The organism is Paenibacillus cellulositrophicus (assembly GCF_009363095.1).
GTDB classification, from domain to species: domain Bacteria; phylum Bacillota; class Bacilli; order Paenibacillales; family Paenibacillaceae; genus Paenibacillus_AQ; species Paenibacillus_AQ favisporus.
In genome coordinates this window covers 4,852,503-4,873,088 of record NZ_CP045295.1, presented here as the reverse complement: position 1 = coordinate 4,873,088, position 20,586 = coordinate 4,852,503, and the positions used below count along the sequence as shown (strand labels likewise).

The 20,586-nt window shown below is 44.2% G+C and carries 33 protein-coding genes; all 33 read right to left on the bottom strand.

Going from position 1 to position 20,586, the window contains the following annotated elements; all coding sequences use genetic code 11:
- Positions 1 to 384: a hypothetical protein gene (locus tag GCU45_RS22175; protein WP_244364216.1), complete on the bottom strand. Its 384-nt coding sequence runs from the start codon at positions 382 to 384 to the stop codon at positions 1 to 3.
- Positions 385 to 402: 18 nt separating this feature from the next.
- Complete coding sequence (locus tag GCU45_RS22170) at positions 403 to 792, bottom strand: NUDIX domain-containing protein (protein ID WP_167527187.1); 390 nt, start codon at positions 790 to 792, stop codon at positions 403 to 405.
- A 143-nt stretch (positions 793 to 935) separates the two neighbouring features.
- Complete coding sequence (locus tag GCU45_RS22165) at positions 936 to 1,424, bottom strand: GNAT family N-acetyltransferase (protein ID WP_152400586.1); 489 nt, start codon at positions 1,422 to 1,424, stop codon at positions 936 to 938.
- Between the two features lie 4 nt (positions 1,425 to 1,428).
- Positions 1,429 to 2,073: an HAD family hydrolase gene (locus GCU45_RS22160; RefSeq protein WP_105445945.1), complete on the bottom strand. Its 645-nt coding sequence runs from the start codon at positions 2,071 to 2,073 to the stop codon at positions 1,429 to 1,431.
- 44 nt (positions 2,074 to 2,117) lie between these two features.
- Positions 2,118 to 2,609: an NUDIX hydrolase gene (locus GCU45_RS22155; protein ID WP_152400584.1), complete on the bottom strand. Its 492-nt coding sequence runs from the start codon at positions 2,607 to 2,609 to the stop codon at positions 2,118 to 2,120.
- Between the two features lie 89 nt (positions 2,610 to 2,698).
- Complete coding sequence (locus tag GCU45_RS22150; protein ID WP_152400582.1) at positions 2,699 to 3,268, bottom strand: HAD-IA family hydrolase; 570 nt, start codon at positions 3,266 to 3,268, stop codon at positions 2,699 to 2,701.
- A 25-nt stretch (positions 3,269 to 3,293) separates the two neighbouring features.
- The gene (locus tag GCU45_RS33860) at positions 3,294 to 3,449 is read right to left on the bottom strand and encodes a hypothetical protein (protein ID WP_167527186.1); all 156 of its coding nucleotides are present in this window, start codon (positions 3,447 to 3,449) and stop codon (positions 3,294 to 3,296) included.
- A gap of 323 nt (positions 3,450 to 3,772) precedes the next feature.
- Complete coding sequence (locus GCU45_RS34260) at positions 3,773 to 3,868, bottom strand: competence inhibitor ComI (RefSeq protein WP_019419116.1); 96 nt, start codon at positions 3,866 to 3,868, stop codon at positions 3,773 to 3,775.
- 199 nt (positions 3,869 to 4,067) lie between these two features.
- Positions 4,068 to 4,457, bottom strand: coding sequence for a hypothetical protein (locus GCU45_RS22145; RefSeq protein ID WP_244364214.1), 390 nt, complete (start codon positions 4,455 to 4,457; stop codon positions 4,068 to 4,070).
- A 102-nt stretch (positions 4,458 to 4,559) separates the two neighbouring features.
- Positions 4,560 to 5,078: a GNAT family N-acetyltransferase gene (locus GCU45_RS22140; RefSeq protein ID WP_152400580.1), complete on the bottom strand. Its 519-nt coding sequence runs from the start codon at positions 5,076 to 5,078 to the stop codon at positions 4,560 to 4,562.
- Between the two features lie 60 nt (positions 5,079 to 5,138).
- Positions 5,139 to 5,783 carry an HAD family hydrolase gene (locus GCU45_RS22135; protein WP_152400579.1) on the bottom strand — a complete coding sequence of 215 codons (645 nt, stop codon included), beginning with the start codon at positions 5,781 to 5,783 and terminating at the stop codon, positions 5,139 to 5,141.
- Between the two features lie 142 nt (positions 5,784 to 5,925).
- Positions 5,926 to 6,357, bottom strand: coding sequence for a GNAT family N-acetyltransferase (locus GCU45_RS22130; protein ID WP_152400577.1), 432 nt, complete (start codon positions 6,355 to 6,357; stop codon positions 5,926 to 5,928).
- A 43-nt stretch (positions 6,358 to 6,400) separates the two neighbouring features.
- Positions 6,401 to 6,835: a VOC family protein gene (locus GCU45_RS22125; RefSeq protein ID WP_152400575.1), complete on the bottom strand. Its 435-nt coding sequence runs from the start codon at positions 6,833 to 6,835 to the stop codon at positions 6,401 to 6,403.
- A gap of 97 nt (positions 6,836 to 6,932) precedes the next feature.
- Positions 6,933 to 7,973, bottom strand: coding sequence for an NAD(P)-dependent alcohol dehydrogenase (locus tag GCU45_RS22120; RefSeq protein WP_244364212.1), 1,041 nt, complete (start codon positions 7,971 to 7,973; stop codon positions 6,933 to 6,935).
- A 75-nt stretch (positions 7,974 to 8,048) separates the two neighbouring features.
- Positions 8,049 to 8,573, bottom strand: a complete 525-nt coding sequence (locus tag GCU45_RS22115) for a DinB family protein (RefSeq protein WP_152400573.1) — start codon at positions 8,571 to 8,573, stop codon at positions 8,049 to 8,051.
- A gap of 36 nt (positions 8,574 to 8,609) precedes the next feature.
- Positions 8,610 to 9,299 carry a class I SAM-dependent methyltransferase gene (locus tag GCU45_RS22110; protein WP_152400572.1) on the bottom strand — a complete coding sequence of 230 codons (690 nt, stop codon included), beginning with the start codon at positions 9,297 to 9,299 and terminating at the stop codon, positions 8,610 to 8,612.
- 263 nt (positions 9,300 to 9,562) lie between these two features.
- On the bottom strand, positions 9,563 to 9,910 hold the full coding sequence (locus GCU45_RS22105) for a DUF2185 domain-containing protein (RefSeq protein WP_152400570.1): 348 nt from the start codon (positions 9,908 to 9,910) through the stop codon (positions 9,563 to 9,565).
- A gap of 400 nt (positions 9,911 to 10,310) precedes the next feature.
- The gene (locus GCU45_RS22100) at positions 10,311 to 10,679 is read right to left on the bottom strand and encodes a VOC family protein (protein WP_167527185.1); all 369 of its coding nucleotides are present in this window, start codon (positions 10,677 to 10,679) and stop codon (positions 10,311 to 10,313) included.
- A gap of 29 nt (positions 10,680 to 10,708) precedes the next feature.
- Positions 10,709 to 11,152, bottom strand: a complete 444-nt coding sequence (locus tag GCU45_RS22095) for a VOC family protein (protein WP_152400566.1) — start codon at positions 11,150 to 11,152, stop codon at positions 10,709 to 10,711.
- A gap of 29 nt (positions 11,153 to 11,181) precedes the next feature.
- Positions 11,182 to 11,502 (bottom strand): hypothetical protein, encoded by a 321-nt coding sequence (locus GCU45_RS22090; RefSeq protein ID WP_152400564.1) that lies wholly within the window; start codon positions 11,500 to 11,502, stop codon positions 11,182 to 11,184.
- A 52-nt stretch (positions 11,503 to 11,554) separates the two neighbouring features.
- Positions 11,555 to 12,073 carry a DinB family protein gene (locus GCU45_RS22085; protein WP_152400562.1) on the bottom strand — a complete coding sequence of 173 codons (519 nt, stop codon included), beginning with the start codon at positions 12,071 to 12,073 and terminating at the stop codon, positions 11,555 to 11,557.
- On the bottom strand, positions 12,058 to 12,786 hold the full coding sequence (locus GCU45_RS22080) for an HAD family hydrolase (protein ID WP_152400560.1): 729 nt from the start codon (positions 12,784 to 12,786) through the stop codon (positions 12,058 to 12,060). Before GCU45_RS22080 ends, GCU45_RS22085 begins: the two co-directional genes overlap by 16 nt.
- A 195-nt stretch (positions 12,787 to 12,981) precedes the next feature.
- The gene (locus tag GCU45_RS22075) at positions 12,982 to 13,488 is read right to left on the bottom strand and encodes a DUF6886 family protein (RefSeq protein WP_152400558.1); all 507 of its coding nucleotides are present in this window, start codon (positions 13,486 to 13,488) and stop codon (positions 12,982 to 12,984) included.
- 13 nt (positions 13,489 to 13,501) lie between these two features.
- Positions 13,502 to 14,347 (bottom strand): P-loop NTPase family protein, encoded by an 846-nt coding sequence (locus tag GCU45_RS22070; protein WP_152400556.1) that lies wholly within the window; start codon positions 14,345 to 14,347, stop codon positions 13,502 to 13,504.
- A gap of 64 nt (positions 14,348 to 14,411) precedes the next feature.
- A complete protein-coding gene (locus tag GCU45_RS22065; RefSeq protein WP_152400554.1) occupies positions 14,412 to 14,990 on the bottom strand; it encodes a 5' nucleotidase, NT5C type in 579 nt (192 codons plus the stop codon).
- Between the two features lie 91 nt (positions 14,991 to 15,081).
- Entirely contained in the window at positions 15,082 to 15,858 is a 777-nt protein-coding gene (locus GCU45_RS22060) for a Cof-type HAD-IIB family hydrolase (RefSeq protein WP_152400552.1), read from the bottom strand.
- A gap of 69 nt (positions 15,859 to 15,927) precedes the next feature.
- The gene (locus tag GCU45_RS22055) at positions 15,928 to 16,479 is read right to left on the bottom strand and encodes a GNAT family N-acetyltransferase (RefSeq protein ID WP_152400550.1); all 552 of its coding nucleotides are present in this window, start codon (positions 16,477 to 16,479) and stop codon (positions 15,928 to 15,930) included.
- Positions 16,480 to 16,515: 36 nt separating this feature from the next.
- The gene (locus tag GCU45_RS22050; RefSeq protein WP_152400548.1) at positions 16,516 to 16,956 is read right to left on the bottom strand and encodes a GNAT family N-acetyltransferase; all 441 of its coding nucleotides are present in this window, start codon (positions 16,954 to 16,956) and stop codon (positions 16,516 to 16,518) included.
- A 42-nt stretch (positions 16,957 to 16,998) separates the two neighbouring features.
- Entirely contained in the window at positions 16,999 to 17,487 is a 489-nt protein-coding gene (locus tag GCU45_RS22045; RefSeq protein WP_167527184.1) for a DUF4830 domain-containing protein, read from the bottom strand.
- A gap of 160 nt (positions 17,488 to 17,647) precedes the next feature.
- Positions 17,648 to 18,085, bottom strand: coding sequence for a DNA topology modulation protein (locus tag GCU45_RS22040; protein WP_341874521.1), 438 nt, complete (start codon positions 18,083 to 18,085; stop codon positions 17,648 to 17,650).
- Positions 18,086 to 18,298: 213 nt separating this feature from the next.
- Entirely contained in the window at positions 18,299 to 18,394 is a 96-nt protein-coding gene (locus tag GCU45_RS34255; protein WP_219930283.1) for a competence inhibitor ComI, read from the bottom strand.
- Between the two features lie 131 nt (positions 18,395 to 18,525).
- Positions 18,526 to 19,707: an alanyl-tRNA editing protein gene (locus GCU45_RS22035; RefSeq protein ID WP_152400544.1), complete on the bottom strand. Its 1,182-nt coding sequence runs from the start codon at positions 19,705 to 19,707 to the stop codon at positions 18,526 to 18,528.
- Between the two features lie 263 nt (positions 19,708 to 19,970).
- On the bottom strand, positions 19,971 to 20,510 hold the full coding sequence (locus GCU45_RS22030; protein WP_152400542.1) for a GNAT family N-acetyltransferase: 540 nt from the start codon (positions 20,508 to 20,510) through the stop codon (positions 19,971 to 19,973).
- Between the last annotated feature and the right edge of the window lie 76 nt (positions 20,511 to 20,586).

The window sequence follows — 20,586 nt, the reverse complement described above, 5'->3', positions numbered from 1 at the left end:
CTATTCACGGATCAACCAGGTTTTGGCTTCCTCAGGGTCTGAGAAAAAGGAAACCTTATAATCCGCCTTTAGCTTCTTCAAACCCCGTCTGACCCTCCACTGATTAAACCCGGACAATCCCACAAACGAAAGCTTCTGAATGCGGGGGTTCAAGTGATCCATGTTATGGATCAGTTCTTGAATCACAGACTTCGTCACGGATGTTTTGTAGAAATCGACCCAAATCTTCAGCTTCTTGTTGCTGTGTTGAAAAATAAACGCTTCCTCCTGCCTCATTAAGGCAAAGAGCTGATCGTGGTTTTTGTATTTGTTTCCGTACTTCAAACAATGGATTTCCCCGCCTTTGTAGTAATAGGGATAGGTTGAGCCTCCTGGAGATTTCAACCGCAACTCTCCTTTGAATTAGGTAGCCTCATAATATTTCAATAATTCCTTGTCGATCTCATCAATATAACCGATGTCTTGTTGACCATCCCAGAATACAATTCTGCTCGCTTCATTATTGATGACAAAAGGCCTCTCCTGGTCAATATCCGCGCAAAATAATCCACCGTATTCAATCCTGCCGTCCTTTAACCGGAACTTCATCATTCCTCTAAACGCAACACGATCCGAGATTTGATTGGTCTCCTCAGCCATCTCGCGTATAGCGCATTCCCGAAGGGATTCGCCAGGCTCCAATATTCCGCCGGGTAATTCCCAGTGATTTTTCCATGTATTATGGAGCAGCAAAAATCCGTCCTTATTCCTGGCAACGACCAAGGCGTGAGTTATCGGAAAATCCAGGTTCATTTGGGCTGCTTCCTCTTCGGACACGGGCAGAAATTCGTCAAACACATCCCCATTTTGATTGATACAAATTGGCATCCTGATCCTCCCTTTCATGAGATATAACGAAATATTCACTGGAAGCCATACTCATTTAGCGCATGAGTTTATCCTTTTTTCACAATAAAATTTTGATACCTTCTGCCCTTCTCCATTCTTACGCTGACTTGGCCCTCAACGGCTACTTTGTCTATGACCTTATCCCAAAACGCCTGAGCTGGAATATTGCTGCTAAGTTGGCTTAGCTCCCATTCCCCCGAACTACTTTTCAAAAAGTCCACAGCAGCCCCTGTACCGGCTCCCAGCCTCCTAAATTTGCGAAGAATAAAAAAATGGCATAATCGGCTGTACTTTCTGGGATGTTCTATTTCTATTGTTAAAATAAACCCGCCTATTTCACCGTCCACTTTGATCAGATAGGGATGATGTCCACTGGCAGGATCCCAGTAAGCATCCAGTTCAGGCAATTTTGGATAACACCCGTCTTCGCCAATAGCGATATTAGTGAATTCGGTAAAATCATATACATAGAACTGTAGTAAGTTTGCTAATAATTCTTTTTGCGAATCGGCTGCCTTTGTAACCAGAATCTCCATCCGCTTAAAAAATCTCCCCAAGCTTGATCTCATCATAGGAATGAACCGTGATATCCGCTTGGTCCAGGTTCTGGTTCCCCGAGTTCGGATTCAGATATCCAATACACATCATGCCAGCCTTCTTGGCGGCGATTACCCCGTTTCTTGAATCTTCAAGGACGACGCAATTCTGCGGGTCGACTCCGAGCTGCTTTGCTGTCTCGAGGTAAATGTCTGGTGCGGGTTTTCCTTTTGGAACCTCTTCACCGCTGACCACGGTCTTGAAAAAATGGCTCAACCCGAATTTTCCAAGAACACCTTCAATAAAAATCCTCGGAGAAGACGAAGCGACCGCCATCGGAATATTCCGCTGCTTAAGTTGAGCAATCAGCTCCCGAATGCCTTCTATAGGCTCTATTTCGAGATTATTGAGAATATTCATTTTCAAATTCAGTTGATACTCAATCATTTCCTGAATCGTATGCACCAAGTTATGCTCCTGCCTGAAAATGCCCAGCATCTCGGGATTCGTCATCCCGACAAACCGCTCCAGCTCCTGTTCTGTCGTTTTCACACCAAAGTAATCCAATGTCTTAATATCCACGTCAAAATGAATCGGTTCGCTGTCAATAATGACGCCGTCCATATCAAAAATAAATGCGCTGTTCATGAAGTTCCTCCCTTTCGCCCAACCTGCAGTTATACTGCTTTACTTTACTGTAACAACCCAAACTTATGCTTCAAATAATACATGATCCCAGCCCGGTCCACATCGGAAAACTGTCTTGGTTCCTCTTTCATCATCCTCTGGATTTCCTCGACCGGTCTCCAACCGGCATCCGCCGTTTCATCGCCATTTCGAAGCAAGGTCCCTTCCGCTCTGCATAAAAAATACATGCCAATGGAATCAACCGGACCTTTGATGGTCTGGTATACACAATAGGGTTCGACGCACTCCACCTCAAACCCTGGGTTGATCCCGGCCGTATCGATCCTTTTCTCGCCGCCTTCGACTTCGACGATCGTGAGCCCTGTCTCTTCTCGCACTTCGCGTTTTAATCCATCCAGGATCGGTTCAAAGAGTTCCAGTCTCCCTCCCGGCAATTCCAACGATTCTTCGCCCGGCTTGTTCCGGGTCTGAAGAATGATTTCCGTTTGGTTGCGGTGAACGCGTTCAATGATGGCCCTCGCATTAACGAAAAACATAACGCCCTCCTCCTATTCACTCGATTTACCCACTAAAAACAGATCACATCCGCATACTTTAATAGGAATATTGACCGGCGCCTGAGTCGTTATTTCTCTAAGGGTATAACGTTGAAAAAGTCTCTGTAGTTGGTTAGGTAAAAATCGGCGCCTGGGGTTTCGTTTTGAAACAAGCAGGTTTTAATTCCTAAAGCCTTACCAGGCAATATATCGATCTCCCGATCGCCGATAATGAAATCGATTCGGTTTCTATGGTGCAAATGTAGATATGACGCCGGATCCGGCTTTCTGGGAAAGCCGTCGTCCCCGGCCACGATATCCACAAAATAAGACTCCCAGTGATAATGTTGCAGTATTTGGATGACTTCTCTCCGAGGTTTGTGAGTCATTATTACATTCTTTTCTGCTGTCCGTAGAATGTTCTCTAAATCGGGGAAGGGTGGTGTTTGTTCCGGTTGCAGGCTCTCTTCTCTTCTAAAAATTTCTTCGATTTGAAACTCCGTTAGATTGAAGTACTTAACTGCGTGAGTAAACGAGATTTTCAGTTGCTGCAGGATTTCTTCTGTGGGTCTTTGCTGTTCCAACACCTCATAAAAAATGTTCGTATAGGCCGGGTATGTATTAAACAAGGTACCATCGAAGTCCCATAATATGTTCAAATACTTCCTCCTCCCTTCACTAGAATTAGAGATCCTCTCCCGACTCATTCACTTCTCTGCTCCCGCCACCGAAATACCATTGATGCCTCTCTATGAATTCTAAAAATTCGTCTATAAAAATATCGTTATCCTCATCATCTCGAACTTCGACGATTCCCTCAATTTTGATGAATTTGGCCATTACAAGCCTCCATTAAATAAATTTTTCAATATACTCGTTGATCCGTCTCGCTACTTCAAAATGATTCGGACCATTTCCTTTAATCTCTTTCGGATCTTTATAATTGTTCGCGTTCCTTACAATCCTACAAATGCGCACCTACAAAAAGATCAAATCCTAAATTGCATCATCTTTGATACATATTTTTTTTGTGTTATTATATATGTAATAAAGACCAAGTGCTGGTAACACTTGGTCCATACAATTGGCTTGGATGGGATTCCCCTTCTTAGTCAGTATAAAGGAAAAAACCCACCTTTTGCTTCCAACCTTTGGGTGGGTTTTTACTTTTTCTTGTTGTTATTATTGATGTATGTTAAAAGAGCAAGAATGAACGTCCCAAATAGGAACATGATCGTTAATGCGTCTTTTACTTCCATGGCTTCACCTCCTTTCGAAGGGAAACCATGCCCACCCAAGATTCAATTGTAGTTATATTTTACCTTTTAACACATATACGCACAAGCGTTCCCGTCACTTTCTCCAGGATTGTGAATCCTTAAGAATCTTATGAAGATTCCCCAAACAGCTGCTCCTTGAGCCTCTCTCTTACCTCCACATCCGCCTGATCTAACATAGCTACCCCACCGCAACAATCACACTCGTTACGAGCAATAACACAGAGACGGGCAACCAGATCCTTCTTTCCCATTTACTTCGAGTAATCAGGTTCAGCATGGTTGAAATCGTTGAAAAAGCAACCACAAACCAGATCGCTTTGTTGGCAAATGAATCCCAAGCCGTGAAGATGAAGCCCGACCTGCTCAGCACGATCGACGCGATGGCGAGAAGAACGATAGCCTGGACAATCGCCCCCACTCGCAGACCCGGCGGATATTTCCCCGGAAACTTTCCACCCATCGCATAACTTCCCCATGGCATTCCTAGTGCTAAAGCCAGTTGAAAAAGCACCACAATTAAAGTCAAAATAGTGAATACCATCGCCGATATGGATACCAACACTGTCATCCCACTCCCTCTCAACTGAAGTCTACTGGGTGAAAATCCGCTTCTTCCTCTGACGGTGTGAGCCATGTCATCGAAAGTATTCTTTTCCGGTCTGTGCTGCCCTTAGACCTCGAACCAAAATCGGTTCAAGACATTTCCGTCTTCCTCAATAAAGTCTTGGTCTGGAATCCCGCCATTGTTGAGGATCGTCTTCTTGGAGCCTATATTATAGGCATCGCAGACCACCAACACTTTATGTATTCCAAGCTTCTTTGCTTCTTGAAGGGCTAAGGAGAGCAATTGAGTGGCGTAGCCTTTTTGCCTTTCCGAAGGACGGATCCCATATCCGATATGTCCGCTGCTTTCCAATAATTTTTCATTAAGCTCATGTCGTATATTTACGGCTCCAACGATCCGATTCGTCTCCGTCACCAGCCACAACGTGGAGTTCCTTACATATCCATCCGGCAGGTCCTTGCCTTGTTCATTGTCCTCTAAAAATCGGATCATCCCTGCAAAATCCGCAGGATCCTTCGAAACTACCCAAGGCACAATCGGTTCGTTGCTTTCCTTCCAGTCCAGATAAAAAGAGAGGTACTCCTCTTGCAGTTCTGCCGTAGGTTTGATTAATCGTACATTCATCTCGGTTGCTCTCCTCATTCACATTTGTTTTATCGTCTGACCGTCCGCGACACTCCATTCCTAATAGACTATTCCCAGAATGTCCTCAATCTTCTTGATGTAATAAGTGCAATTTTCACGGAGCAGCTCTCCGTCGCTTCCATATCCATACTCGGCTCCAATAGAGTCAATCCCGTTGTTTTTGGCCCCGATCATATCGTGCTTTCGGTCGCCGATCATAACCACTTCGCTTTTAACAAGATTTCTGTTCTGAAGGATGTATGTAATGATTTCGGTTTTGTCGGACAGCGTCCCATCCAGATGACTGCCAACGACCCATTCAAAGTAATGGTCTACTTCAAAATATTTGAGGATCTCATCCGCAAACACTTTCGGTTTAGAGGTAGCGACATACAGCGTAAATCCATCATCCTGCAGCTGCTTCAGCACGCTCTGCATCCCAGGATACAGCTCATTTTCATACATTCCGCGCTCCCTAAAATACTCCCTATAATATTCAACGCCTTGCAGCGCCTGGTCCTCGGAAAAGGAATAGATTTCCATAAACGAATTTTTCAACGGGGGACCGATAAACGGCTCCAGCTTATCTAAGTCATCCTCTTGGATCCCCAACTTGTTCAGTGCATATTGTACCGACTTAGTAATCCCTATCTTAGGGTCCGTAATCGTGCCGTCCAGATCAAATAAAAGATGTTTGTATCTCATGAGCTAATGTCGACCTGCTTTCTAATTGCTGGTTTGGGATGATGGGTTCTGTCCAGAATGACATCACCCGCTCACCAATAAATACTTGTATAAAAAACAAGCCCTTACGTTGCCTGATCTTGTTGTCACTCCAATCATGCTCCTAAACTTGATGATCGATTAACTCTTTTATGAAGTAGTAATGCTTATTTCCTAGAGGTGCGTTCTCGATCACAGCCATTTCTTTATATCCGTACTTCTTATAGAACTCGGGAGCTTGAAAGCTGAAGGTGTTCAATTTAATGAAAGTACACTGCTTTGAGCATGCAATTTCTTCCGCTTCCTCCAGTAACCTTTTCCCATGTCCGCTTCCACGATGCTCATCATCCACCCACAAAATATCAATTTCCATCCAGTTCCAGCATATCACGCTGTTTAGGCCGGCTATGATGCGGTCCTCTTGGTCCTTTATGCACAGGTTCACTTCTTCATAAACGCCATTGGGAACTTGCTTGGAGTTAAATTCAATCAATTTATTTCTTACGTAATTCGCTTCATCGGCTGTTCCTCTTCGTATTTTGGAGATTTCGGGCATCGTATCCTCCTGTTGGGTTCGTATCGTCTTACTCCTTCTCTTCTTAGGAATAACCCGCTTTCATTCGCTCCATGATCGGATGGCCTTCTTTCAATTGAAGCAAGTCCCACAGGTTCCCATACAGGTCTTTAAAGACGGCGACCATTCCATAGGGCTGCTCTTTCGGCTCCCTCACAAACTCGATCCCTTTGGCGATCATATCGTTGTAATCTCTCCAGAAATCATCCGTATTCAGAAATAAAAACACCCTTCCGCCCGACTGATTGCCAATGAATGGTTCCTGTTCGGGTTTCGATGCCCTCGCGAGCAAAATGGTCGTGCCTGCCGAACCCGGAGGAGCAACGACGACCCAGCGCTTATCCTGTTCCGGCTGATACGTATCCTCAACTAACGTAAAATGAAGCTTCTTCGTATAAAAATCGATAGCCTCATCGTAATCCTTAACTACTAGCGCGATGTGCACGATGGATTGAATCATATCCTCTTCTCCTCTGATATTTTGTAACGTCCCATAAAACATTGAATTCATTTTATACGGATTCCTAAAATTTACAAGGTTTTTCCTTAAAACATCCTTATTTCTCAGGAACGCCTCTGTCTATTCGAACGACCACCTTGCCTATCGCTCGACCTTGGCCGAAATACTCAAAAGCCTTGGCCGCGTCCCCCAACGAATAAACCCGATCAATGACGGGCTTGACTTGACCCGTTTCCACCAAAGACCTCCAGATCAACTGGTCCTCATGGTTCGGCTTATGGATGAGCAATCCCAAGTTCTTTTTTTGAAGCTTAGCCGTCCACGGTGCAGTCAATAATGTCTGAAAAATACGCGGAAAGGAACCACCCACCATGACATAGGTGCCGCCCTGTTGGAGTGCGCGCTGGATCGCAAATACGGATCGGTTTCCGACCACATCGAGGATCAGATCATACCGCTTGTCACCTGCAGTAAAATCTTCATTCATGTAATCCACAACATGATCCGCCCCCACGGAAAGCAGCGTTTCCAGCTTCTCCGCCCGATCTACGCCGGTTACCACTGCCCCGTGCAGCTTGGCGTATTGAATCCCGAACGTGCCTACACCGCCGCCGGCTCCATTGATGAGAACGTGACAGCCTTTCGATAGCTTTCCTTTATCACGTAGTCCTTGCAAGGCCAGAATCGCTGCTTGAGGGATGGCTGCTGCCTGCTCGAAGCTCACCCCTTCCGGCTTCGGCGTCAGTGCTATTTCGTCAGCGCAGACGTACTCTGCAAACCCTCCCCAGCCGCAGCCGGAAATATCTCCGAACACTTCGTCGCCGGGACGAAACCGCTTGGCGGCCGCCCCCACAGCGATAACCCTTCCTGCAATGTCTGCACCTAAAATGCGGTAACGGGGCTTCCGCATCCCACCAATACGGTTCACAAACGGTTTTCCACGCAGGAGATCCCAGTCCCAGGAGTTTACAGATGCGGCGTGGACCGCGATCAACACTTCATGTTCCTTGGGCTTAGGGATTTCCACCTCTTCAATCCGAAGAACATCCGGCTGTCCGTAAGTTTCATAGACAAGCGCCCTCATCGTACCTGTTCCTAAACTTGCTTGATACTCTTTCGTCTCGATCCCGGTCTTCATGGCCGACACCATCCTACCTTCAAATTAGGGCTAAACGCTATGGCGAGCTAGGCAGCTCTTCGAAAGCAGAAGAGATCAGCTCCTTTTTAAAATACCTAAATAGGCATTCCACGGCCCAACATCAGCCCGGTATCTCTCCGCCATCACCCGGACCATTTGCGCCATATGCGTAAAATCATGAACAACCCATGCAGAGAGGAGCTCCCTTAACTTCACGACACCGAATTCCGGATGCAGACCGGTCTTTTCCAGATCGAGAGGACTGACGACCGCCCTCAGTTTGGATATGTTCGCCATTCTGATGGTATGGAACTCTGATAATGCCTCTTCAACGGTTCTCTCAGACGTGTCTTTCAAGTGGGCATAGCGGTCGAATACGGGAAAAGGATTGTTTTCCCCTTCCGCAAGAATGGATTCCATCCGCGGGATCCAGTTATGCTTCTCCGCTTCAACGAGGTGCTCAACGACTTCAAGCGGGTTCCAGGTTCCTTCCCCTTCATTGCTATGCAGCCATCCCTCGGATAGACCGGACAAGAAGCGCTCCAAGGTTTGCGGTGTGCGCTCCAAAATTTCGAGGGCTTCATTCAAATGGAAGTTCATATCAAACACTCCTTTTAGCTATGTAAAAGCTCATCTTCAAAAATGCTTCCACCAGATCCCCGCACATTCCGGAACCGATGCCCACTGATTCTGAAGGATCCGATCAACGAGTTCTGGTCCGAAGAAAAACTCCGTATGATGAATGGCTTCTTCGATACTTCCAAAGTCATAATCGGTTCTGATCCATTGATGGTCAAATCCGTATTTGTCTTGAAGTAATGCATAATACGGCTGTAAAAATCCAGGGGGATGCGGCGTCTCATATCCTGTTCCCATCGTTTCAAAAATGATAATCGTTCCATTCGGCCTTAATACCCGCTGCAGCTCGGCCATGATTTGTTCCAGATTCTGTTCCCAATGAGTATCCGACGTATCGGCCAGGTAACAAATACTCCACCCCGAAACAACCAGGTCAACGCTCTGATCGGGTATGGGCAGCTGCCTATGGTCCGACACCACGGTTTTCCAATTCAGCGGACCGTTCATCCCCTGCAGCTTGCTCTCCAAGATGTCCAGCATCGGACGGGAGATATCCGTGCAGATTAGAGATTTCGCCTCAAGCGCAATCACCGTCGATAATCGCCCCGCCCCTGCGCCTAAATCCAGCACGTCCAAATTTTTGAAAACTCTGATTGTATTGATGATGTCATATAGATCAGGCTGACGGCTGACCATGGCGTCATACATGTTAGATTGATTCGTATAGATAGGATCTTGGGTTGACATTTAATAACTCCTTAAAAGTAATGGATGATGGGGCAAGTACGTAAAATGTTCCTACGATCGCTCTTGTTTTCGGATTTCTTGATGGTACAGGCCCTATTTAAGGTGGAAACCCGAAAGCCAAATACGACCGCTTCGCTTCTTCAGAATCCTTTTACTCCCTTGCCTTCATCCTATTCTTAAGTTCAATTTAAATAGATTTGTGAACCGTGAATTATATCAACAAAAATTCTCAATCAAGAACTTGAAGTGTTTCGCTGCGTCCCTTACTCATCCAGCACCAATGCGCCACGTTCATTCCGTATGAATGCCGTCCCTGGCGGCGAGTGAAGAAAAGGGATGATGTCTGGATCGTAATTACATATGGTGTTCACCAGATAGATGGCATGGTTATCGGCATTGTCCATATATTCTTCGTCTTCGTCACCGGCCATGAACCGCCATCCGCTGTCCGGATATGGGCTACCCGAAACTTCTTCCCGATACATAAATCCGACCTTGCAGCCATCCACCGTGATTCGATCGCTTGCAATACACCCTTCATTCGAGTCGACGAACTGTACGATCTGATCCGCTGACAAAAAGTACTTCTTATTACTCTGATCTTTGAACATCTTAGTCACTCCAGTTGCTAAATCATGATTTCCAATCTCTAAAATACGCTAGTATTTGAAAAGATTGATGCATCGCTTTCGAATTGATCTTTTCAAAATAAACGGGCTTTAATACAGGGTCGAAGCACATCAAAATTAGGGTTAATCCAATGATGAAGACGGAACTTCCCCAAGCAAGCTGAGCCCTTCGTATCCAAAAAACATTACCGCAAATCCACACCAGAGCGAGGAACAAGCAGCTTCCAATGATGAGATAGGCTGGCACATAACCCTCCATACACCAATAAAAAAGACTGTACCAGTACATCCACACGAGCAGCATCAGCACATTATATGGAACTAGCGCTAATCTCTTTATCATTTTTGCAATCACCCTTTTGGTAAATCTTTCAGGCATGGGTTATGCCTTCGGATAGTCACTCCATAATTCGATGATGTTCCCATCCGGATCATAAAATCCAAAAGACTTCCCCTGGTAATTCGAAATCCGTCTGACTTCAATCCCATGATCTATCAGCCACTGCCTGGCTTGATCAATATCGGAAACGACAAACCCATACGCAGCTTGCGGACCATTTGAATACGCCATCTGTGAATTTACCGCTTCTTCACTTACGATCAGCATGATCCGAACTCCCGTTGTTGACCTCATTTCCACGTACAAAGGGTCTTCAAACGCAGTTTCAAAATGAAGATATTTGGCATACCATTCTACGGAGCGTTCTAGATTCGTTACAGGGATATAAATGTAGCCACTCAACAATTCCATTAAACATCGCCTTCCTCTCTTGATATGGGTTAACTCCTTACAAAATCCTCTTTCAATTCGTCCTGTGGATCCCATATGGACCAAGCGGCCTCCAGCAGATTCCCCTCATGATCTCTAAAGTAAAAATATTTAGCTTCTCCAGCTCCGAGAGTCTGCAAATCTTCGACCATCAGCCCCTTGTCCTTCATGAATTGATGGGTGTATTCAATGTCCGGACAGTTTATCGCCATGATCGGAAAAGGCTTGCCGTTCCTCATAATTTCAAGCGGCTGCTTGTCTTCTGTTTCAATGAGCAGCAAAGCGATAGAGTGTTGATGAGGATGATGCAGCACGGCAATATAAGACCCGCGGTCCTGGAACTTATTCATTAACTTAAAATCCAGGTTTTCCGTGTACCACGCAATAGATTCATCAATACGGGTTGTCGGAACATATACGTAGCCAATACGGGAGAAAGCAAACGCTGGACTCATTGGATACACTCCTTCGTTTTCGATGGTTTTTAGTCGCGATTAGGGATAGAAGAATAATCAAAAAAGTGATTAAAAATCCCGAAGGCCTTTATTTCATAATCCATATTTCCTTCAGCATACTTATCCTTTACTTGCATATAAATCCCCGCGTGCATAATATATCTCGAATTCCACTTCACCTCGGCTTCTTGTCTCCTGCACCCCATGTCCGATCCGGTATTCACGCATACTATGCCGTGTTCCGTGGAAAGCCATTTCGTGTAATCTTCCTCATTTGGACAGGTCATCACTAAAACTATCAATGCAGCACCAGCCAGGCCAAGGGCCCCCTTCATAACATTATTCATCATACCTCCTTAGACTGTTAGAACATTTCTCTCCACCAGTTGCTTTGCCTTGAATTCACTTTTCTTTATACCACTTTCGAAGCAGATTGATATGCGCCTGATGATAGCGGTTATGGTCGGCCATATGCCATATCCCCCAGCGTATCGTTGCCTGCTTCTCATTTTCATGTCCAAAAGAAACGGTTTTCTCAAGATCTGCATCGGTTAATTGCGTACATGCCTCTTCCAGCATGCCTAATACACCATCATATTGAGTCATAAGTGTATTCAAAGACACCCCTTGGACCATCGGTAGCCTGCCATGCTCATCGATCATGGGGCCATACTGCTTTTGAAGCGACTGTGGAAGCGGGAGCCCCTTTATTCTGTAAACCCAGTTCAGATCCACGTACATGAGGTGACTGATTAACTGAGCTGTGCTGTTAAACTTGTTATCGGGCCCCTTGTAATCCATCTCTTCTTGCAGCATACCGTTCGTGATAGATTGTAGTCGTCGGATGTTCTCTTTTACCGCAGAATATAAGATTCCCACCATTGGAGCCATGTTGGCCCCACCTTTTAAGTCGTAGAGCATCCTGGCTCCTCCTTGACGATACTGCCTTCTTCGAGCCCGTTAATGACATCCCTTACTTCCCATAGGTCCCTACAGATAAAGTCTGGTTCAGCGCCATCTGGTTTCTTCTTATTTAGGCGATTTAACCATACGGTTCTAATGCCCACATCGCTTGCTCCACCAACATCGCTCGTAAAAGAATCTCCAATATGTATAACTTCATCAGCAGATAAGTTATGTCTCCTTAATGCTTCTAGAAACATTTCAGGTCTTGGCTTATAGGATTTCATATCTTCACTTGTAATGATGTCATTTACTTCTATACCATGATATTGCGTCGCAGCTAGTACATCAGATGAATCAATGTTCGATAAGATTAAGACGGGGTAATTTTTGAATTCATTCAGAAAAGGAAGGGTATCCTCGTATATAGTAGGCTGTCTCCAGTGGTCAAATTGACTTTGGATGATCGAATGCGCATCGCATTTCGCTTTGTATTTTGTGATCGTGTTGGTTAACGAAAGAAGCCCAAGTTCTCGTTGGGACTGAAAAGTTTCTCCATAACTGTTTTGAAACATTGTAGAAAACTCTTTCCACCAATACCTTCCGATATCGCTGATTTCACAACTTTCACTAGCATTCTCTTTAATTTCTTTACAGATGTTTGGAATAATATCGTCATCCTCATGAACCAACGTTCCATAAAAATCAAGAAAGATTGCCTTTACTTTCATTACCTCGGTCCCTTCGCATAATCGTTCATTCTTTAAACGATTTCTTCCTCTTCCGCTCTTCTATATGAAATAACCCAGCCATAGATCACTCTTATCTTAGGCTGGGTCGTGTGTTGTCTGACGCTTTTTCCATGATTATACATGCAGATGACCAATAGGAGAAAGCCCCCTGGTGGATGAAATCTCTTCAACCTATTATTCTTGTCTTGCATTTCTCATACGGATCATGGAAAAGTTGACGGTGGACTTCAATATTTGTTCTCGCAGGGGTTGTAACGATGGAGTGATCCTTAGCTCTATACCCTCATCCAAAATCGCAGTTATCAAATCGTCGATTCTCTCTACCTCCATTGGTATAACCGGACGTCTTGATACATAGTATCCCGCATTCTCTTCTTCCAACTCGAAATATGCCGCATCCAAAGTGTAACGATAGATAGAACCCTTTTTTACCCGTTCATACCACCCGGTCTCAATGGCTATCATCCGGCTAGTTTTCGACATCCCAAAAAAACGTTCATTATCCATATCACTTGTATCATCCTTTGGCCAAATGCAGACTCTGGGGCATGCTCGTGGAAAATAATAATGCGGCGCATGGTACTCATCAATCGTCCAGACTTTCGCATCGGTTTGATCGTATATGGTCCGAGGTTCAAAGACTTGGATGCCGGGTTCTTCGCTAAAATGAAACAGCTTCATATGTATTCCCCTTTCAACGCGCTACTCCCAAGAACCCCCTTACCTCCTGTAACACGGTTTCCCAATCAAATTCAGTATTATTTATCGTTAATTTATCGATTTTCAAATGATCCATGATGTCTAATTCATATTCCTTGCGTACCTTCAGCAGCTCACAAAGGCCATCCACACCGTGATATCCCTTTGCCTTACCGAATCCCTGCTCTGTGAAATACCACGTAATATGGCGCAGCCAATCATCCGATCGTTCCTGAGTGACTCTGCTGATGGTTGACCTTATATCGTCTTGATAAAAGTAAATGATTTTAGGATGTAAAGGTTGAATAATCGTTTCTATTCTCTTTATAAAATCAGTAATCACTTGTTGTGACTGATTGAACCTCCCGAACATCATAGTCAGCGGATTCTGCAAAAAGCAGCATTCTAATATGACGGTTCCTTCCGCTTTTTGAGCATCGCTAACGAACTCTTCCCATCTTTCAATGACGAGCTCTTGATATCGATCCAGCGGTCCATTGTATACATCTAATCCTGCTAACTCATCGATGAGGCTTTTATATTGGTCGATAGGTATATGCTGCTGTAATTTGCCGTAGTAAATCAATTGATATTGTCTGACGTTTTGAGTAAATGAATCTATGGTGTCGCTTAATTCAGAGTACTTATTTTTCAACACTTCATACTCTTTAAAGTCCAAACAAGCCACGGACTCATAATCCGCCGGATGATTTAGATCCCCTTCCAGGTACAAGTGATTGTCCTTATCGTGAGCATCCAGCAGCCCCTTAATATATCGAGCTGTAGAGGTTTTACCCGATCCGGGTATACCTTCCACTAGAATTAATTTTGTTTGGGTCAAGATGATGTCTCCTTTTTAACTCTTATCTTTTTTGCGAATTTAGGAGCAGACTGGAGCAGGGCGATTACGATGGTTTCGATTTTGCGTGGGAATTCTTTTGTAAATAATCAATATGCGCCTTGACCTCACTCCAGTTCATAGCACGATAAACAAGCTCATGTCTTACGAATCGGTTATAGGGCTGCTCGTATAAAATGACAGGCATACTCTTTTGTGCAAATTCTTCTGCATAATGAGGCCCGTCATCAATCATTACTTCGACTTGGAGCTTCATGCATTCCTTAAGTTTATCCTCAATAAATACGATATTGTTGTATGGAACGCTATGGTGTTCGAGCCATTTAACGGTAACATCCCGAAACTGTGCTGGTCTTGCGGTAATGATTGAAATGGTATGGTGTTTAAAAAGCGAGGCCAGCGTTTGTATAGCTTGAGGATACGGGGATGAATTCCAGTGAATATCATATCCATGTTTATGATAAATCATATCGCTCTCCGTCTTGTCCCAGCCGTACATTTTGTACAGATAAAAATCATTAACATCTTCATGGGTTAAGGTTAATCCAGATGCTTTATTGTAAAATTGCAAATGGGCAGTAGTTGCATCAAGTAGGGTATTATCCAAGTCGACACCGATATGCATAATGTTCTCCCTTCATTTTTCTAGCGGAGTCCCAAAATCCATCATTTCCGTCTTCAATGTTGTTCTTAGATCCTTCCAATCCCCTGTAAAATCAAATAATGCCAAATTTCGATAAAGCGTAATATATTCCATCTTCACTTGCTTTTTTCGTAACGAAATTTGCTTTCATTTTTAACTTGTCCACACTGTTTCCCATAGCAATTCCCATACCTACGTATTCTATCATCTCAATGTCATTTCCACCGTCTCCAAATGCGATAGCATTAGCCTTATCGATTTTATAATGATCCAGCACTTTTTTGATAGCCGTTAATTTAGAAACATCTGTTTGTTCGAGAACATTCAGGACATAATTATGAAAACGTTCAAAGCGTAGGCTAGGAAAGTGATCTATAAATTTTTGAGCTTTACTCTCATCCGCATACAAACAAATACAATATATCTCTTCTAACAATAAGGCTATTTTCTCGGGATATTGAGTCAGACCTAATGTTTCTTCTAACGCCTTCTTTACACGATCATCTTCTGCCCCAAGTCCGTTCATCGAAATCACATCAGTGAAATAGGATACGCTGTGTCCGTTTATTTGCGCAAATTCCGATAAATCACGAACGCTTTCTGCTGAAAGGCTTGACTTGTGAATAACGTTATTCCCGGATTTAATAAGAGCTCCATTTGCTGAGATAATAGTATCAATTCCGAGCTCTATAAGCTCTTCGCATGGATTATGTGGTCTTCCTGTTGCGATTGCCACCTTAATCCCTTTATCATGCAATTTATTTATCGACTCTCTCGTACTGTTCAGCAAAGTCCTGTCAATTTCACTTAATAGAGTTCCGTCGACATCACAAAATACAATTTCATACATATTTATCTCCTTGTGTTAGAACATTTACCAGCTGTAGTCATATAGCCTGCTCTCGCTAGATCTTACTGGTCATGGCTGATTTAGCTCCTCGTATTCTCTTTTCAAAATACTCATATAAATGGTATCTGAGTAACGTCCATGGATAAAAATCTTTTCCCGTAACCTTCCTTCTTCCTTAAATCCACATTTCAAATAACATTGATAAGCCCGTTCATTGAAGTCATGTACTTCTAACTGCAATCGATTCAAATTCAATCTGTTAAAAACAAATCCCTGCAGCAACTTTATAGCCTCCGTACCATATCCCCTGCCAAGATGCTCTTTTATTCCAATGACAATGCCAAGCTCAGCCGATCTATTTTTCCAATCTAATCGAAACAAATCAATTTGCCCGATATACTCCTCGGTATCTTTGTCTGCTATAATAAATCCTTTTTGTTCCGTTTTACCCTCAAGTATTGAATTTAAGTACTGCTCTGTACCATTTAAGGTATGTGGAAATAAGAAAATATCCGATAGGTTATCGACGATCTCTGGGTCATTACACCACTTTCTCATAAAAATTAAATCTTCTTTTCTGTACTCTCGCAGAACAATCCGGCTACCAATAAGTTGCGGCATGGCGACACATCCTTCAGATTTTTTGTCATCCCTTCTTCAAGACAAATGCTTCCGATACCCCTCGACCTTCTCATCTTTAAATCCTAATTTCTCATAAAAGGCATGGGCTTCCTTTCTCTGTCCACCAGATACAAAAATAACATAAGAACAATTTTTCTCCCGTGCTATGGCTTCAAGGTTCATCATGAGTTGCTTCCCTATGCCAAGCCTGCGAAAATGATCTGAAACGACAACGTTCTCAATGACCATGAAGGGTCTGCACTCTCCGACAAGATCTTGGCAGACAATTCCCATAACAGACCCTGCCAGTACTCCATCCTTAAAAGCCCCCAGGACATGGTAGTTACCGCTTGCTTGCATGACTTCATATACCTCTACTATTTTTTCGTAATTGGTAGGCTGATGATCCATGAGCTCCTCGTACAGACGGCATAGGTCTTTCAGATCGCCTTTGGTGACTTCTCTTATAGTAATCATTGAACAGCTTCTCCTTGATTTTCAAAAGTAAAATGCCACTACTCAATTACTGTCCGGTTCTATAATACGTCCAATCACAAATCGCTTGTTGGAATCATTGGGATTGAACATCGGTGTAGTTTGGCCAGGGTGAACTTCGATCACTCCATCCGGTTGCAGCACCTCATGATTAAAATCTAGATAGCCTCCGATGACCTTTCCTTCGGATTCTAAAATATAGGCAACAATCTGATTATATAGATCCGTTTTTTCCTTAAGGACATAACCCGTCTCTACAACCTCCTTGTTAAAAAACGGTGCCAAATCAATGTTCCCTTCCGTTCGGATAGTATCGACATGATCCTTATAACTCTGCAAAGTTTTTGCTTCATATTTTGTTTCCGATGCAAAGCGTTCCGCCTGCCAGCCAAATTTTTGCAAATAGTCTGTGTGCATTGGCTTATAAAACGGCATATATTCTTTCTTTTCTTCTTTGCACCCTGTAAATACGAGGACAATCAGTATAACTAAAATAATCGTCTTCGATCGCAAGGAATGACCTGCCTCCTTACATTTGGTTTCCCACATATATATTGATGATACCGCATATATAACACAAAATTCACCTAAATTTTCCCATCATTCTTCACCTGGTCCAAAAACTCCTGTACCTCTTTCCTCGACTTTAATATGACGACTTGTTTTCGACCCTTTACCTGTCCGAGCGCTTCCATGACCTTGGATCGGCTTCTTTTTTATAATTCCAGACCCAAATAAAAAAAGCCCAATCCAGTTTTTCGGGGCATTCCTCGTTGAGATCGGGTCGTGTTTTTCCATGATATCGGATTCGTCTTTTCATGATCCTATAAATGCATAAGAGTCTGGGCATATCTAAAAATATGACGGCATCCGCTTCACTCAAACGAATACCTAAGGTTCTGGTGTAATTTCCATCGATAATCCATTGATCTTCGCTTACAGCATCCTTCACAAATTCATCCCATTCGTCATTTACGGTTGGAGTCCAGTTCGGTTTCCAATAAAATCGGTCCAGATGAACAACAGGCAATGATAGAATCTCGCCTAACTTTTGAGATAAGGTAGATTTACCGGAGCCGGCTGAGCCGATGATCGCGATTCGATTCGTCAAGGGTTATCGTCCTTTCGTTGAAGGTCATTTTTATTCAACATTCCCTTATATAAGACTCTTTTGGGTTCACTTCTTTTTCCAATTATGTTATCATACTGTATAAAGAAGCCGAGTGCGGGAACACTCGGCTGAACAATTGGCTTGGATGGTTTTATTCCCTTCTAAGCGATTAGAATAAAGACCCACCTTTGGCGCTAACCTTGGGGTGGGTTTTTACTTTCTCTTGTTGTTCGAATTGATGTATGTTAAAAGTGCAAGGATAAACGATCCAAATAAAAACATGATCGTCAACGCATCTTTAACCTCCATGGCTTCACCTCCTTTCGAAGGGAAACCATGCCCACCCAAGATTCAATTGTCTTTCCCTATCATACCATCATCTACCATTAGTATGAAGAACGATTGTTCGGTATTTAAAAGTGGTTTGGGCGCCTATTAGTTTACTCATCCACCGACTCCAATAACTCCCCCGCAAAATGGTAAAACGCTATCGCATCCTCCCCGTTGGCAAAACCGGCCTGCGCCATTTTGTCGCTGCCTCCGCCTTTACCGCGATAATCGGCCAGATGCTGCTTGAATAGCGCACCGCAGGCGAGTTCGCTGTCCCCTCCCCGGGCGAGAAGCACCTTATGGTCTACCCCCGATACGAAAAGCACGATCACATCCGCTTGCTCGGTAAGCTTGGCCGCCAGGTTCTGCATATCTTTCAGCGGCTTGTCTGCAAATGCATGCTTGATCAGGCTGCCCTGACGGTCAGCTAGCAGCTTCTCAGCCAGGTAAGCGTCATTCTCAGCTTTTACTGCGGTTAATTCAGCCTGGAGCTGCTTCTGCTCCTGATCCCATTTTGTAATCCGGTCCATAATTTCTTCCTTGGCGGTATTGAACCGGGTCGATAAGCTGCCGAGAATCTCCACGCCGGCATTAAACTCCCTGAGCGCACGATAGCCGCATTTAAAATAAACACGCGTATGCCCCTTCTGCTTCTCCGCTCTCAGCAGTTTGATCATCCCGATCTCTCCCGTTGCGGAGACATGCGTACCGCCACAGGCGTTATACTCGATGCCTTCAATCTCAACGATCCGAATATTATCGGTTACCTTCGGCTGCTTCACCAGAGGCAGGTCCGCCGCCTGCTCCTGATTCACAAAATAACTCGTTACTTTTCGATTCAAGTAAATCTGATCATTCACTTCCAGCTCCAGCATCATCAGTTCGTGCGGAGGCAGATCGGACCTTGCGATATCAATGGTGGCGTAATCCTCACCTAAGTGGAAGCTGAGCGTCTCCGCTTTACACACCTCCAGACACATCGCCGACAGCAAGTGCTGGCCGCTGTGATGCTGCATATGGTCGAACCTTCTGTCCCAATCCAATCGGCAGCGAACGTCATCTTTTTCAGGAAAACGCTCGACCTTATGCAGGATTTCTCCTTCCTCCAGAACGACATCCAGCACCGGGATCGCATTGATCCATCCCAGGTCACAGGGCTGCCCACCGCCGTGCGGATAAAAAGCCGTCTCTTCCAGGACCACATAAGTTCCGTCTTCCCTCTCCACTTTGCGCGTGATACGCGTCTCCCATTCCCGGGTATATGCAGATTCGTAATATAGCTTTTTCGTCATGTTCGTATCCTCACTGTTTCATGGTTAAATTCACTTTAAACCCAGCTTACTATAAGAAAAACATCTATCGACGTACCTTCAAAGAAGACAGACCGCATTTAGCGGAAGTTTTTCTTGCGAGAGCAGGAAGCGGAGGCTCCGAAGCTTATACTTTCTGATCTCTTAAAATAGTCCCTGCCAAAACCTCCTGAAAAAGAAAAATCGCCTGCAGCATCCCGACAGTACGGTCTTCATGATATGTTAGAACATTTTTGCACGATCGGTTATGTCGCAACCCCATGCTGTAAGCCTCCACTACTTTCCAAAAAATCAGACCGCTCCACACCATACAAATCATAGCGCTGCTGCGAACGATTAATCGATTGATAGACCTGCTCGTACCGCTCGTTGGCTAATTTGACGTATGGCAGCTTTTCCACTGCTCTCTTCGACCGGATGTTCTGAGTGCGGATCTTCAAAAAGATCGTTTCAATATCCTGTCTAAGAAACAATTCAGCCAAAAATGCTTCCTTCGCGCGTTGGTTATACCCTTTTCCAAAATAAGGGGCCCCAATCCAAGTCGCCAGGAAGCCTGTTCGATGATGGATATGATATAGATCGATGGTGCCGATGGGATGGCCGATGTCGTCAAGAATCGTTCTGGAGATGCACGTCCCCTGCTCTTCCTCAACGATCAACTGCTTGGTGATGAATAAGTATTCCTCATACGATTGGCATGGATAACGGACATAGGGAAAAACGGCCGGATCCGTCATCAGGTTGTACAGTACATGGCATTCGTGCAACTCACGTTGTTTTAACATGTCATCGCCACCCTAGTCCTTGTGATTAGCTATACTCAGAATTAAGTATATAAAAGGACTTAGAGGATTGGATGAA

Excerpts from the sequence above, each read along its gene's own strand:
- GCU45_RS22170 (WP_167527187.1), bottom strand. The coding sequence starts at position 792 with ATGAACCTGGATTTTCCGATAACTCACGCCTTGGTCGTTGCCAGGAAT.
- GCU45_RS22165 (WP_152400586.1), bottom strand. The coding sequence starts at position 1,424 with ATGGAGATTCTGGTTACAAAGGCAGCCGATTCGCAAAAAGAATTATTA.
- GCU45_RS22160 (WP_105445945.1), bottom strand. The coding sequence starts at position 2,073 with ATGAACAGCGCATTTATTTTTGATATGGACGGCGTCATTATTGACAGC.
- GCU45_RS22155 (WP_152400584.1), bottom strand. The coding sequence starts at position 2,609 with ATGTTTTTCGTTAATGCGAGGGCCATCATTGAACGCGTTCACCGCAAC.
- GCU45_RS33860 (WP_167527186.1), bottom strand. The coding sequence starts at position 3,449 with ATGGCCAAATTCATCAAAATTGAGGGAATCGTCGAAGTTCGAGATGAT.
- GCU45_RS34260 (WP_019419116.1), bottom strand. The coding sequence starts at position 3,868 with ATGGAAGTAAAAGACGCATTAACGATCATGTTCCTATTTGGGACGTTC.
- GCU45_RS22145 (WP_244364214.1), bottom strand. The coding sequence starts at position 4,457 with ATGACAGTGTTGGTATCCATATCGGCGATGGTATTCACTATTTTGACT.
- GCU45_RS22140 (WP_152400580.1), bottom strand. The coding sequence starts at position 5,078 with ATGAATGTACGATTAATCAAACCTACGGCAGAACTGCAAGAGGAGTAC.
- GCU45_RS22135 (WP_152400579.1), bottom strand. The coding sequence starts at position 5,783 with ATGAGATACAAACATCTTTTATTTGATCTGGACGGCACGATTACGGAC.
- GCU45_RS22130 (WP_152400577.1), bottom strand. The coding sequence starts at position 6,357 with ATGCCCGAAATCTCCAAAATACGAAGAGGAACAGCCGATGAAGCGAAT.
- GCU45_RS22125 (WP_152400575.1), bottom strand. The coding sequence starts at position 6,835 with ATGATTCAATCCATCGTGCACATCGCGCTAGTAGTTAAGGATTACGAT.
- GCU45_RS22120 (WP_244364212.1), bottom strand. The coding sequence starts at position 7,973 with ATGAAGACCGGGATCGAGACGAAAGAGTATCAAGCAAGTTTAGGAACA.
- GCU45_RS22115 (WP_152400573.1), bottom strand. The coding sequence starts at position 8,573 with ATGAACTTCCATTTGAATGAAGCCCTCGAAATTTTGGAGCGCACACCG.
- GCU45_RS22110 (WP_152400572.1), bottom strand. The coding sequence starts at position 9,299 with ATGTCAACCCAAGATCCTATCTATACGAATCAATCTAACATGTATGAC.
- GCU45_RS22105 (WP_152400570.1), bottom strand. The coding sequence starts at position 9,910 with ATGTTCAAAGATCAGAGTAATAAGAAGTACTTTTTGTCAGCGGATCAG.
- GCU45_RS22100 (WP_167527185.1), bottom strand. The coding sequence starts at position 10,679 with ATGGAATTGTTGAGTGGCTACATTTATATCCCTGTAACGAATCTAGAA.
- GCU45_RS22095 (WP_152400566.1), bottom strand. The coding sequence starts at position 11,152 with ATGAGTCCAGCGTTTGCTTTCTCCCGTATTGGCTACGTATATGTTCCG.
- GCU45_RS22090 (WP_152400564.1), bottom strand. The coding sequence starts at position 11,502 with ATGATGAATAATGTTATGAAGGGGGCCCTTGGCCTGGCTGGTGCTGCA.
- GCU45_RS22085 (WP_152400562.1), bottom strand. The coding sequence starts at position 12,073 with ATGCTCTACGACTTAAAAGGTGGGGCCAACATGGCTCCAATGGTGGGA.
- GCU45_RS22080 (WP_152400560.1), bottom strand. The coding sequence starts at position 12,786 with ATGAAAGTAAAGGCAATCTTTCTTGATTTTTATGGAACGTTGGTTCAT.
- GCU45_RS22075 (WP_152400558.1), bottom strand. The coding sequence starts at position 13,488 with ATGAAGCTGTTTCATTTTAGCGAAGAACCCGGCATCCAAGTCTTTGAA.
- GCU45_RS22065 (WP_152400554.1), bottom strand. The coding sequence starts at position 14,990 with ATGCATATCGGTGTCGACTTGGATAATACCCTACTTGATGCAACTACT.
- GCU45_RS22060 (WP_152400552.1), bottom strand. The coding sequence starts at position 15,858 with ATGTATGAAATTGTATTTTGTGATGTCGACGGAACTCTATTAAGTGAA.
- GCU45_RS22055 (WP_152400550.1), bottom strand. The coding sequence starts at position 16,479 with ATGCCGCAACTTATTGGTAGCCGGATTGTTCTGCGAGAGTACAGAAAA.
- GCU45_RS22050 (WP_152400548.1), bottom strand. The coding sequence starts at position 16,956 with ATGATTACTATAAGAGAAGTCACCAAAGGCGATCTGAAAGACCTATGC.
- GCU45_RS34255 (WP_219930283.1), bottom strand. The coding sequence starts at position 18,394 with ATGGAGGTTAAAGATGCGTTGACGATCATGTTTTTATTTGGATCGTTT.
- GCU45_RS22035 (WP_152400544.1), bottom strand. The coding sequence starts at position 19,707 with ATGACGAAAAAGCTATATTACGAATCTGCATATACCCGGGAATGGGAG.
- GCU45_RS22030 (WP_152400542.1), bottom strand. The coding sequence starts at position 20,510 with ATGTTAAAACAACGTGAGTTGCACGAATGCCATGTACTGTACAACCTG.